Below are 12,006 nucleotides of genomic sequence, written 5' to 3'. Positions count from 1 at the left end.
AAATTGAACAATCAAAAATTATGAGTGCAACATATAATTGGGCCTACCGGCCCGGAGTAGCAAATAAATATGGGATAACTATACCCGCAGGGGCGGACAACGTAAGGCCTGCCGGGTATTGCTATATAGCATTATTCGGTAGCGACATCAGCGGTAACGGCAGCAGGCTTTTGCCTTACAAAACGTTTGCCAAAGCTTATTCTGTTTGCGGAACCGTAAGCTACATTTTCGGTAGTGGCGTATATAGGGAAATAATTTCAGATCCAATTGTTATTTGTATAGGTGACGGTGATGTTATTTTCAACGGGACACAGCTCACATCGATGGAAATGATGACATGCTATAACATCAAATTTGTTAACTGGACCAATAGTTTTTCAAATTTACATTGGCCTTTAACCGACGTTACGTTTGAAAATTGCGTAAACTGCTTTGGCTCTATGACAAGTTTTGGTCAGGCATCGAGAAGTTGGAAAAACGTTACAATAAACAGCTGTACAGGTATTTTAAGAATCGGAAATACATCAGGTTTGATGGTTGGTTATCAAAATCAAGTAACCTTTTATAACTGTTCTAACCTTGGTATTATTGGTGATGATGTTTTGAACAACAATATCAATATGATTTTCCATAGCTGTAATATTTGGTTTGATAAAGCTTCCTGCCTTTCGTATTCTCTATTCTTTAATTGTAGGTTTGCTTTCGCCGGGGCACGCCCTACGTTATCCACTGGCTTTACATATTATGGAGCTATTGCAGATTTACGTGCAGCCCATCTAATAGCTTTTCCAGCTCTAGTGACCAATTTCATCGGATGTTCGATAGCCGACCCTAAATTTAATAATCCGACAATCGGGGATTTCTCCTTAAGATTTGATAGCCCGGCAAAAAATCTTTCCTATTTTGGGACATATGTAGGCGCAAGAAGCATAGCACAGGGTTTAAGAGTCAGAGCAATTGAAGGTGATGGCGATTTTGATTTCTCTACAGCGGTAAATTGTACGATAGCTGATGATAGCATCATACCAACTGATCCAAATATAGATGCTATTATCGAAACAAAAACAATAGAAAACACTTTGGGCAGGCAGATTAAATCCATTCCACTTCAATACTTTAATGCCGACAGAAATGGTCAATACGTTGATAGTATCCCTGATTTAGATATCATAACCAAGGCTGCCGGTGACACTCTTACGATACCGGCAAGCTATCTTGTTGAAGGAGGTTCAATAAGTTACAATTCGGCGACTTATACCGCTGGTCAAAGATTTACGACTGTCACCGGACATACTAACTTTACAACCGGCACATCCGGTGTAGTCAGAGAGATCTTAGAAGCCCCACAAAGGCATACTATAGAGATGAAATTAAGCGATGTTCAGCCTTTTACAACCGAAGCCTTTAATCATTTTGAGCCAGGTATTACACCCACAACCAACAATCTAGGAGATAGCCGCACAGGAGCAATTATCAGGGGAAACGGCGACCCGGCTTTTGTAAGGGGCGCCACCGTGGAATTCCCTGTAAATAGCAGGTTTATCAAGCTTAGATTTACAATACGAGTCAATAATTTAAAACCTTAAAGATGGCCTACAAAGTATTAAGCGGCGAGCTAGTCCTAGGTGTGCTATATTATATATCTGGATCTCAATCAGTGATTTATGACTCTTCAATATACAATTCAGGTCTGTATTTTAGAGCCGGAACCCTTAAAACATACTCATATACCGGAGTCGGATCGCAAGAAGTAAACGAAGTAGCCGAAATTAGAGGATTAGCACTTGAGTATTTTGAAATAAGGAGCGACCAGCCGAATTATAATGAAAGTACGATATTTAAGGGTTTTAGTTTAGAGTATGATTTGAACGAAGCCGAGAAAACGGTAAATGAAACAACAAAAATTCAGAGTTGTGCAATTGAGTTAACCGATTATCCTTTTTTTGCTCTTTCCATAACAGAAAAACGTCTATAGCTGATGCTTGTTCATGTAGACGTTATTTGAATAATGTAATTTAGTTCTAACGTTATAAATTGGGCTCAATTCGTAAATATTGAATATTTCAAAGTCGTTTTTCTCCATGAAAATATCCATATCTGAAAAGTGCGTTTTTGTAGCTGTCCTTTGATACCCAACCTCTGTAACTATATATCTCACTTTTTTTAAGTAATCGCCCATACCCTTTAAAACTTCGAGCTCATAACCCTCTACATCAATTTTTAATATATCAATGACACCGGTAATTTTCTGTTCTGACAAAAAATTATCTAGCCTTAAAACGGTAACTTTTTGTGTGGATTGGGCTATTTCGTCATAGCAAGCTTCTTTTAGGGTGTTGATTGTTGCGCTATTATAAACGGGGATTTCTAGGGTTTCAAATTTATCTCCTAATGCAATATTAAAAGAGCTTATATTTTTAAAACGCTTAGTTGACTGCTGTAATTTATCAAACGATTCGTTTATAGGTTCAAAAGCAAAAATCTTAGCTGATGGAAACCATTTACTAAATTGTATGGCCACGTCGCCAACATACGCTCCTACATCTAGAATTACATTTGCATCTCCAATGGTTCGTTTTAAATCAAATATGCAGTTTCGCCTATATGGGTAATTTTTTTTAACAAAACTCAGACGTGAATTTATTAATAGGTTTTCGGCCTTGTCAATCGCCTGTCCAATAAATAGTTTCCAATTCATTTGAGCACTTTATAAGAATTCTAAAGTTAGTAACAAAACTGTACAAATCATTTTGTATTATATCAAATCGATCGATGACATATTCCAACCTTAGTTTACGCTGCTTTCCTATGGCCTATCTATATAATTATCATTCTTATGGAAAAAAAATACACCTTTTGGGAACGCCTAAAAAGCGACACCCCAACGTTTTTTAAGCGGATGCAGGTTTTCGGAATCGGCCTGGCCGGTATGGGTACCTCGCTTTCGCAAATCACCGGAATGCCGGTAAAACTTACAACCATCATAATTGCTATTGGCAGTACAATTGCAGTGTTGGCGCAGTTTGCTGTTAAACAATATGAGCCTTTAAATGATTAAAGCCTCGATTTACAATTCATCTACACAATACCGCGTATAAGGCGCGATTATCTTTACTTAAATGACATCTATTGAACATCGACAGTTAAAAGGCATTACTATAAAAAATATTGTTGTGACGATATTGGGCACTGCCAGCATTGTGACTTCAGTTTTAACAACTTTTTTTCAATTGAAGGGGGAAATAAGCGAAGTCAAGATTCAGCAGGAGGCCCAAAATCGAATAAACGAAGTGCGCCTGAAGGTGCTTGAAGAGCAGGTAGCCGTGTTACAAAATAAAATAGAAGAGATCAGGCCTGCAACCCTCAAATAGCCACTCGCCGTTTAAGCTGCAGCTAAATCCAGGTATCATCATACAGTGCCCGGAACGAGATTCGAACTCGTACATCCTTACGAATGCCACCCCCTCAAGATGGTGCGTCTACCAATTTCGCCACCCGGGCTTTATCAAGTAAAAGTCTTAAGTCGAAAGTCCGCCTAACAGCTTCGGACTTTAAACTTAAGACTTCAATGGATGTGCCCGAAGAGAGACTCGAACTCTCAAGAGACAATTCTCAACGGCTTCTGAGACCGCAACGTTTACCAATTTCGCCATCCGGGCATTTATGAGGTTGCAAATATAATTGTTTTATGCAATGCCAATAAAATAAATGTAAAATAAGCGCCGATTTTGCAAAACACGATTCAAAAAGTAACTTCGGTAAAACTTATAGCATGGGTATCAAAAAATATATCTTACTAGTAGTATTATTATCCGCGGGTATTTGCCTAAAAGCCCAGAAGATAACACCGATTGAGCAAAACAGGCCCAACAGCTTTCGCGGCCTTTCTGTAGTAAACGACAACATTGCCTGGGTTAGTGGTACAGCCGGAACTATTGGGGTTACCAGGGATGGTGGCTTTACCTGGACATGGCAGCAGGTAAAAGGATTTGAAAAATGTGACTTTAGAGACATCGAAGCGTTTTCTGACACGGAAGCTATAGTTATTTCCTCCGGGTCGCCGGCCTATATTCTTAAAACAACAGATGGAGGAACAAGCTGGACGATAAAATACCAAAAAACTGACACCGCATATTTTTTGGATGCAATGGATTTTTCTGACAAACAGCATGGTTTTGTTTTAGGCGATCCTATCAACAATAAATTCCTGTTGTTACAAACCCTGGACGGGGGCGAAACGTGGAGTACTGTTGTTAATGCGCCCCTTGCTTTAAAAAATGAAGCCGCATTTGCCGCAAGTGGTACCTGTTTGCGGGTAACTAACAAAATAACGATAGTTACCGGTGGAAGCAACAGTCGAATTTTGACTTCGCCGCTTATAAATCAAATGTGGACGGCCACAAGCTTACCGTTAACTGACGGCACCGCAAGCAGAGGGGCTTTCTCGGTAGCGTTTGGTAACGGCAGGGCAATTATTGTAGGCGGTAATTATGCGAAAGACCAGCACACCGATTCTGTAGCTTACTTGTTTCGGATAAACCATACAAGTTATACGGGCAGTACCCCTGCATCCGGGCCTGCTGGATATCAGTCGTGTGTTGAATATATTAAAGGGAATACCTTTCTATCAACCGGCACCCCCGGGACCAACGTAAGCACTGATGGTGGTAACACATGGCATAAAATTGACAGCGATAGTTACAATGTATGCAAAAAGGCGAAAAACGGCAGTCTTGTTTTAATGGCCGGCGACAAAGGAAAATTGGCAATAGTTAAATTTTAAAATTTTGTGTTTGAAGCACTTATTGTAAACTTTACAATTTATTAAAAATAGGCTTGCGGGATATATCAATAAACCCTATATTTGCACCACTTTAAACGGAAACGGTATAACAGCCGAAAGTTAAAAGTTGATTCCGTAGCTCAGCCGGTAGAGCATAACACTTTTAATGTTGGGGTCCTGGGTTCGAGTCCCAGCGGGATCACTGAATAGCTAGATACAATGTATCTGGCTATTTTTGTTATATATTGCAGTAATCCGTAATCCAATTTTAATCAATCGAATGTAAGGTCCTAATTTTCAGAACTGATGAAATACATTTTTTGCATCCTTTTGACTTATATATATATTTTAACGGCCTCTGGTCAAGATAAATATCTAAAACCCTCAGAATTAAATTCGGAAACCGGAATTTTAAAAGACTACTATATCGGGTTATTCCCATTGCTTTATAAAGATTTTTCTGACAAGCCATCGGCTCGGTATACATTGATTCCTTCTTTCTCTTCAGAATTTGCTTTCTCTGTTGAAGAAAAAGCCAATCACTTTTTTATCAATTCTAACCATCTATCTACAAGCTATTGGTATTCAAAAAATAAAAGTAAAGTAAAAGTGAAACATGCTTCTACTGAAATTACCAAAGATTTTTATAATAGAATTTTGACCTTATTTAATATAGCTCTCAAACAGACTCGTCAACCAGAAGAAAAGACAATGGGGTTCGACGGCGAGACAAGTTATTTAAGCGCGGTTGTAGATGGTCATATTATAAATGCGGAGACTTGGTCGCCTGATCAAACTTCACACATGGGACTACTTGTTGAAATATGCAAAAAATTGTATTTAATAGGATTGGGAAAAAGCACTTCTCAAACTGAGGTTTCGAAAGAAATTGATCAGTTGTTGATAGAGTTGCAAAAATGAGTTAACGCTATTTTATAAATCACTAGGTTACCATAAAATCGGCTATTTTTCTTAGCTTCTCAATAAACTGGTTCGAAGTAGATACCATAGCGTTCACGGAGTATAGCCAGATATAATATATTTTGCTATTTTATTTTATATTACGCTAAATTCCTCAAACCCATTTTTAATCTGTATGCAAGATGAGCTCTTTTTCTAATGCTGCTGGTTCTACCACTGATTTTCACCCTGCTCCTTTCGGGCATATCAACTATTTTTCGCTCAGATATTTTGAATAAATTTAGTGAACATGAACAGGGGATTTTATTATTCATAAAAATGGTTTTGATCGCTGTTGGAGTTTTTGTGGGAAGTTTGATAGTAAGTTTTTTTTGTTCTTTCCCTTTTCTTTGTTGGACATTGACCATAAAAATTTGACTTGAAGCTATTACTCGTCCTTCTTTTCGTTTTTTATCTGCCCAATCTTTTTCATTTTCTCAATAAATCGGTTCGATATAGGTACCACAGGGATCACCTCTAGGGACAAATCAAGTAAAATTGATTTGTCCCTTTTTATTTCTATATCTTCTTTGATTGCCTACGAGGTTTGTAAACCTAAATATCTTACTCATTTACAAAGGGAGTTAGAAACCCTCAAGAGTGCCGACTGATTTTATTGATCCCAAATACCGTTCTGCCCAGTAAGTATTACCGGCTGGCCACCTGTAACCATAATGGTATGTTCATGCTGGGCCACAAAACCTCCCCTGTTGCCGATAAGTGTCCAGCCGTCTGCTTGTGTATCGGCAATGGTCGACCGGGTTGATATAAAAGTTTCTATTGCTACTACCGAATTCTTCTTAAACCGCGTTGTATTATATTTATCGCAATAGTTTGCTATCTCATGCGGCTCTTCGTGCAAACTGCGGCCCACACCATGGCCTGTAAGGTTTTTTATTACTGTATACCCGGCTTTCTTCGCCTCGGTTTCTATTAGCCTGCCTATCTCTGAAACCCTTACACCACCTTTGATATTACTGATGGCTTTTCGCAATATCTCTTTCGATGTGTCAACGAGTTTGCCATGCCCATGAATATCCTCGCCCAACACAAATGAACCGCCGTTGTCGGCCCAATAGCCGTTTAATTCTGCTGATACATCGATATTTACCAGGTCACCCTCTTTTAATATCTTATTTGCCGATGGTATGCCATGCGCAGCCTCTTCGTTGATGCTAATACATGTATAGCCAGGGAAGTCATAAGTTAACTTAGGTGCGGAGTATGCGCCCATTTGTGCCAGCAACTCACCGCCGTACTCGTCGAGTTCCTTTGTTGAAATACCAGGCCTGGCAAATTCGCGCATCTTTCTAAGGGCGATCGCAACAGCGTCGCTTGCTTGTTGCATCCCTATTCTTTCGTCCTCTGTAGTTATTGACATCTCAAATTTTTATCTACGTCAAAATTAACGATTAAGATTCATTTCGATGCGCTGACAACGCTTTCCTGACATTCTATAAAAAAAGCGGCGCCCTCATTTTGAAGACGCCGCCGCATAAACCAATCAACCAATCTTAATAACCCGGATTTTGCTTTAATTGCGGGTTTATATTAAGAATATCTCTGCCTATAGGGAAAATCTCCGTATGGTTATCAGCATCAGGTTGCTTATCCCACCAGGTACCGGTGGAAAACACACCCCAGCGTATCAGGTCGGTACGACGGCGGTTTTCCCCCAGGAACTCCCTGCCCCACTCATCCAGCATTTCCTGATCGGTTAACTGGCTGCCATCCGCTTTGTACAAGCTTGGAGACCCCTCCGGATAGTTACGCTTCCTTACCTGGTTCAGCAACTGTGCTGCCCCTGCCTTATCGCCTTTACGATAAAGGCATTCGGCCAGTGTGTAGTAGATCTCCGTAAGCCTTATTTCTGCATAAGCTGATGTAATACGGTTAGGATCTGGCGTAGGGTAAATGGGATATTTAACTAAAAACACACCCGAGTTATGATCGGCGTGATTCATGTTCGATTCTTTATCAGCGATCTTTGTACCGGGTTTAGCACCAAGGAATTGGCCTACCTGGTCGCGAATGAACAATGGATATGGCCCTTTGTTGCCACGTACGGTGTCTTGCACTGTTTTACCATCCACTACACGTGTAAACGGCAGATAACCGTATAAGAACATGCCTTCGCGGGTACTATTGCCCAGGTTTTTATACTTTTTTAAGCGAAGATCATCCGGGTATCTTTGAAACTTAACAAATGGCTTGCCCAGTTGAAAGTTATATTCAACGCTGTCTACATCGCGGCCGGGCTGCAGTGCAAAACGGGGATTAGCACCACCCCAATCAGAAAATCCTAAATATAGAGGAGCATCATAGGTAATACTCCACCAAAACATGCCGCCGTCATACTGCCAGTGCGTACGGGCTAAAGTACCGGGGAAACCATAAATAGTTTCAGAGTTAACCGTTTTGTTTGTATAGTCAAACGGTGCATCCCAACGCGTATCTAACTGGTAGCTACCGTACTTACCGGTGATAATATCACGGCATACCGCTTCGCATTCAGTGAATTTTTCAGTGCCAGTGTACACCTTAGCGTTTAAATATAATCTTGCCAAAAGAGCCGCCGCACCTGCCTTTGTCCAGCGGCCTATACCATTGGCGCCAAGCTGGTCGCGGGTTGGCAGATCCGGTATTGACTCGGTTAATTCCTTTTCGATATAAGCGAAAGTTTCCTGAGGGGTTGATTGCGGGTTACCTTGAGTCGAGCTTTTAACATCGGTAACAATTTCTATATTCCGGTAAAAGTCAAACGCCCTTAGGTAGAACCAGGCACGTAGCGTACGCAGTTCAGATTTAAAATCCGCAAGCTCTTCAGGAGTAACACTTAATTTCGCAGGGTCTGATATAGCTTCCATATCCTGCAATGAATTGGTAGCTAAAACAATCCCCTGGTAGAAATTTTTCCATGCACCGCTTGTAAAACCATCGTTAATGTTCCATGTGTGATAGTGCATACGCTGATAGTACCCCCCGTCCTGCCAGTCGCCCTGGCGGTTATAGGTACCTATCTCATCACTGGCATTTTCACCTGCCGCATACACGTCGTTACCTTGTATACTCCAGTAACCGTGCTCAAAGGGGCGAAGAAAATCGCGAATAACATCGTCACGACGGGTTAAGAAACCTGCGGCATCTACCTTATCGTAAACGTGCTCATCCAGTTTTGTACAACTGCCGCCAACAAGTGCCGTTAGCAACAATCCTGTTATATATAATTTGTGCTTTTTCATGTTATTAAGATTAGAATGTTGCCTGCAGACCAAATATTAGTTGAAGGGTTGAAGGGTAATAGTTCAGCGACGTATTAACCCCCGGAGTAAGGCCGTTTATCTGTATCAGGTCAGGGTCGCCACCTGTGTATTTGGTAAACGTGTGGATGTTCCTTCCGGCTGCGTATAACCTTACAGATTTAAGATATTTTGATCTTAGCGGTTGTGTGTAACCCATAGATACATTATCGATCTTTACAAACGAGCCTGATTCAAGGAAGTAATCAGATGCAATTGATGTAGTAGAGTTGTTGGTCAGTTTTGAATATTTGCTTTTACCATCATATGCCGATTTAAGCACGTTTGCGTCAGGTTGGCTTGACGGTGTACCGAGGTAAAACGCGGGGGTGTTGAATATTTTATATCCAAATGCTCCTCGCAGAAAGATATTTAAATCAAAGCGTTTATACTGAAAACTGTTATTCATTGACGCTACGAATTTTGGCAAACCATTACCTACAAATTGTCTGTCCTGATCGGACGCCTGATTAGCTACTACAATTGTTCCGTCATTTTTGTATACAAGTAATTCGCCGTTATCATTTACACCGGCAGAACGCAAAGTATAAAACTCGCCTATGCTATGCCCTTCCTGTATCCGTTGGATTGCCCCTGGCGAACCGGGTGCCGGTAAGCCTGCAACATCCTGAAACGGCGCTCCTTTATAAAGATTATTAGAAAAAGAAATGAATTTGTTTTTATTATAAGAAAAAGCAACACTGGCGTTATAGTTAAATTGACTGCCCCTCACAATGTGACCAGTCAAAGTTGCCTCGATACCGTTGTTGCGCATTGTACCCACATTGGTGAAAGTATTATCTTGCGGGTTTGGCGGAAGAGGGACTTGATAAGAGCCCAGCAAATCTTTATTGGTGCGTACATAGTAATCAATAGAACCGCTTAAACGGCTGTTTAGCATTGTGAAGTCGACACCTACGTTGATGTTTGTAGAACGCTCCCAGCTTAGGTTAGGGTTTACGTTCTGAGCCGGACCATACACCTGGTATTGCACGCCATTAAACGGGAAATATCCGGCACCACCATATAACAGCAACGAAAGGTAGTTACCAAAGTCCTGGTTACCGGTTATACCATAATCAGCCCTTATTTTTAAATCGTTGATCCATGACACGCTGTTCTTCAAAAACTCCTCCTCAGATATGCGCCAGGCACCGGAAACCGCAGGAAAATCGCCCCATTTGTTATTTGCACCAAACTTTGATGAACCTTCGTGACGTAAACTTGCAGTAAGGATGTATTTGCTGTCAAAATCATAGTTTAACCGCCCGAAAAAAGCTATAAGTGTTGAGCCGTTTTGGGTTGATCCAACAGCCGACTGCCCCTGGCCGGCCGCCCCGCCATTGTACAAGCCCGAGCCCAGGTTATTCCAAAGATAGATGTCGAAAGGGAAGTCGTAGTTCTGTGCAGAAAACTGTTTATAGTTATATATCGAATACGAGTAACCACCCAATAATTTAAAATGATTGCGCCCCAGGTTAAGCGAGTAGTTACCCGTCCACTCTACGTTCTTTTGATCATTTTCCTCCTGGCTTTGCGATGCATAGTTGGTTTGAGTGGTTTTGTTTGCGTGAACGATACTCGACAGTGTCGACGGCGCAAAGTTCATGCTGCGGGCAGAACGGCTTATCTCAGAAATAGTAACCGTGGTGCTCAGGTTTTTCAGGATGTTGGCTTTTAATGATGCATTCATGTCCAACTCCTTAATGTCACCTTCTGATTTAATGAGCCGGCCGTTCTCAACAGGGTTGTTTGAGAAGAAACCCGTGTTGATGTAGCTATACTTACCCTTATCATCGTAGATGGAATAAGTTGGGTTAAGCGTTAAAGCGTTGTTAAAGTTGCCCTGGTCTGCGTTACTGGTCGTCATGAAACGGGGTGCAACGTTCAGCGTGGCGGTAAGGAAGTTATCGTCGGTAGTATGCGTAATATTGATACGTGCTCCATATTCTTTTTTATGCGCCCTAAGGTCGATACCATCCGCATTCCGATAATCTGCCGAAGCAAAATAATTTGTTTTGTCTGAACCGCCAGACATCTGTACAGTATGTTTCTGGCTAAACGCAGGAGAATTGGTAACAGCTTTCAACCAGTCGGTACGGGCGCCGTAATCCTGGCCTTGCTTGGCTGATACCCGGTACTTCACAAAGTCGTCAGCCGAAAGGTTTTCAAGGCGGTTTGTCACATAGTCGAACGCTGCGTAACCATCATAAAAAAAACGCGATTGTGACGTGCCTTTCTTGGTGGTAATAATAATAACGCCATTGCTGCCGCGGGTACCGTAAATCGCTGCCGCTGCCCCGCCCTTCAGTACGTCGATACTTTCAATATCATTTTGATTAATGTTATCAATATTACCACCCGGGATACCGTTAACTACGTAAAGCGGGCCCAACCCGGCATTACGGGATGATATACCACGCAATTGTACGTTTGGTGATGAATTAGGGTCGCCGCTGGCTGTGTTGGTGATGGTTAAGCCTGCAACTTTTCCCTGTAAAGACATCAAGGGGTTGTTTGCCGATACCGGTAAAAGGTCTTTGCCTGATACGTGGGCAATGGCGCTTGATACCTCGCGTTTATCAAGCGTGCCGTACCCTACGCTTACTACCGTTACCTCGCTAAGGGCATTGCTGGATTGGGTTAAAGTAATGTTTAATGTTGTAGCACCCGTTAACGGTACTTGTTTGGTGGTGTAACCTATAAATGTTAAGGTAAGGCTCTTTGCCGTTGATGGTATGCTCAGGCTATATCGGCCGTTGGCATCGGTAGTGGTACCAATAGTGGTACCTGTTACAACAACGCTTACACCAGGCATTGTCGAGCCATCAGCGCTGTCAGTTATTTTGCCGCTTATGGTGGTGTTTTGAGCCATCGCCGTGCCGCCAAGCATCAGCAGCAGCACAATCGCGCTTATACTAAGTAAAAATTGTTTATACATAAAATTGATTTAGTGGGTAAATG

Annotated in this window: 10 protein-coding genes and 3 tRNA genes; 7 read left to right on the top strand and 6 right to left on the bottom strand. The window is 41.6% G+C overall.

Going from position 1 to position 12,006, the window contains the following annotated elements:
- The first annotated feature begins 20 nt into the window (after nucleotides 1–20).
- On the top strand, nucleotides 21–1,586 hold the full coding sequence (locus GWR56_RS11145) for a hypothetical protein (protein WP_162431316.1): 1,566 nt from the start codon (nucleotides 21–23) through the stop codon (nucleotides 1,584–1,586).
- Nucleotides 1,587–1,588: 2 nt separating this feature from the next.
- Nucleotides 1,589–1,975 (top strand): hypothetical protein, encoded by a 387-nt coding sequence (locus GWR56_RS11140; RefSeq protein WP_162431315.1) that lies wholly within the window; start codon nucleotides 1,589–1,591, stop codon nucleotides 1,973–1,975.
- Here the strand turns inward: GWR56_RS11140 and GWR56_RS11135 are convergent.
- Entirely contained in the window at nucleotides 1,970–2,698 is a 729-nt protein-coding gene (locus tag GWR56_RS11135; RefSeq protein ID WP_162431314.1) for an FkbM family methyltransferase, read from the bottom strand. The two genes, GWR56_RS11140 and GWR56_RS11135, sit on opposite strands and share 6 nt — an antisense overlap.
- Nucleotides 2,699–2,836: 138 nt before the next feature.
- On the opposite strand from GWR56_RS11135, the gene GWR56_RS11130 reads away from it, so the two are divergent.
- Nucleotides 2,837–3,058, top strand: a complete 222-nt coding sequence (locus tag GWR56_RS11130) for a hypothetical protein (RefSeq protein WP_162431313.1) — start codon at nucleotides 2,837–2,839, stop codon at nucleotides 3,056–3,058.
- A gap of 61 nt (nucleotides 3,059–3,119) precedes the next feature.
- Nucleotides 3,120–3,371, top strand: a complete 252-nt coding sequence (locus tag GWR56_RS11125) for a hypothetical protein (RefSeq protein WP_162431312.1) — start codon at nucleotides 3,120–3,122, stop codon at nucleotides 3,369–3,371.
- Between the two features lie 46 nt (nucleotides 3,372–3,417).
- On the opposite strand, the gene GWR56_RS11120 is transcribed toward GWR56_RS11125, so the two are convergent.
- Both GWR56_RS11120 and GWR56_RS11115 read right to left on the bottom strand, forming a co-directional pair.
- A tRNA-Leu gene (locus GWR56_RS11120) sits at nucleotides 3,418–3,501 on the bottom strand.
- Between the two features lie 74 nt (nucleotides 3,502–3,575).
- Nucleotides 3,576–3,659, bottom strand: a tRNA-Leu gene (locus GWR56_RS11115).
- Nucleotides 3,660–3,772: 113 nt separating this feature from the next.
- On the opposite strand from GWR56_RS11115, the gene GWR56_RS11110 reads away from it, so the two are divergent.
- The 3 genes from GWR56_RS11110 to GWR56_RS11100 all read left to right on the top strand — a co-directional run bounded on the left by GWR56_RS11110 (nucleotide 3,773) and on the right by GWR56_RS11100 (nucleotide 5,704).
- Entirely contained in the window at nucleotides 3,773–4,783 is a 1,011-nt protein-coding gene (locus tag GWR56_RS11110; protein WP_162431311.1) for a YCF48-related protein, read from the top strand.
- Between the two features lie 129 nt (nucleotides 4,784–4,912).
- Nucleotides 4,913–4,985: transfer RNA gene (locus GWR56_RS11105), tRNA-Lys, on the top strand.
- Between the two features lie 104 nt (nucleotides 4,986–5,089).
- Nucleotides 5,090–5,704 carry a hypothetical protein gene (locus tag GWR56_RS11100; protein WP_162431310.1) on the top strand — a complete coding sequence of 205 codons (615 nt, stop codon included), beginning with the start codon at nucleotides 5,090–5,092 and terminating at the stop codon, nucleotides 5,702–5,704.
- Between the two features lie 652 nt (nucleotides 5,705–6,356).
- Here the strand turns inward: GWR56_RS11100 and map are convergent.
- The 3 genes from map to GWR56_RS11085 all read right to left on the bottom strand — a co-directional run bounded on the left by map (nucleotide 6,357) and on the right by GWR56_RS11085 (nucleotide 11,983).
- Nucleotides 6,357–7,124 carry a type I methionyl aminopeptidase gene (gene map, locus GWR56_RS11095; protein WP_162431309.1) on the bottom strand — a complete coding sequence of 256 codons (768 nt, stop codon included), beginning with the start codon at nucleotides 7,122–7,124 and terminating at the stop codon, nucleotides 6,357–6,359.
- A 133-nt stretch (nucleotides 7,125–7,257) separates the two neighbouring features.
- Nucleotides 7,258–8,985, bottom strand: coding sequence for a RagB/SusD family nutrient uptake outer membrane protein (locus GWR56_RS11090; RefSeq protein ID WP_162431308.1), 1,728 nt, complete (start codon nucleotides 8,983–8,985; stop codon nucleotides 7,258–7,260).
- 10 nt (nucleotides 8,986–8,995) lie between these two features.
- Nucleotides 8,996–11,983, bottom strand: a complete 2,988-nt coding sequence (locus GWR56_RS11085; RefSeq protein ID WP_162431307.1) for a SusC/RagA family TonB-linked outer membrane protein — start codon at nucleotides 11,981–11,983, stop codon at nucleotides 8,996–8,998.
- Nucleotides 11,984–12,006: the final 23 nt, after the last annotated feature.

Source organism: Mucilaginibacter sp. 14171R-50 (assembly GCF_010093045.1).
Classification (GTDB): Bacteria; Bacteroidota; Bacteroidia; order Sphingobacteriales; family Sphingobacteriaceae; genus Mucilaginibacter.
Note: the sequence above shows the minus strand (reverse complement) of the source record. Positions and strands in the feature narration are given on the sequence as shown.

Excerpts from the sequence above, each read along its gene's own strand:
- GWR56_RS11145 (WP_162431316.1), top strand. The coding sequence starts at position 21 with ATGAGTGCAACATATAATTGGGCCTACCGGCCCGGAGTAGCAAATAAA.
- GWR56_RS11140 (WP_162431315.1), top strand. The coding sequence starts at position 1,589 with ATGGCCTACAAAGTATTAAGCGGCGAGCTAGTCCTAGGTGTGCTATAT.
- GWR56_RS11135 (WP_162431314.1), bottom strand. The coding sequence starts at position 2,698 with ATGAATTGGAAACTATTTATTGGACAGGCGATTGACAAGGCCGAAAAC.
- GWR56_RS11130 (WP_162431313.1), top strand. The coding sequence starts at position 2,837 with ATGGAAAAAAAATACACCTTTTGGGAACGCCTAAAAAGCGACACCCCA.
- GWR56_RS11125 (WP_162431312.1), top strand. The coding sequence starts at position 3,120 with ATGACATCTATTGAACATCGACAGTTAAAAGGCATTACTATAAAAAAT.
- GWR56_RS11110 (WP_162431311.1), top strand. The coding sequence starts at position 3,773 with ATGGGTATCAAAAAATATATCTTACTAGTAGTATTATTATCCGCGGGT.
- GWR56_RS11100 (WP_162431310.1), top strand. The coding sequence starts at position 5,090 with ATGAAATACATTTTTTGCATCCTTTTGACTTATATATATATTTTAACG.
- map (WP_162431309.1), bottom strand. The coding sequence starts at position 7,124 with ATGTCAATAACTACAGAGGACGAAAGAATAGGGATGCAACAAGCAAGC.
- GWR56_RS11090 (WP_162431308.1), bottom strand. The coding sequence starts at position 8,985 with ATGAAAAAGCACAAATTATATATAACAGGATTGTTGCTAACGGCACTT.
- GWR56_RS11085 (WP_162431307.1), bottom strand. The coding sequence starts at position 11,983 with ATGTATAAACAATTTTTACTTAGTATAAGCGCGATTGTGCTGCTGCTG.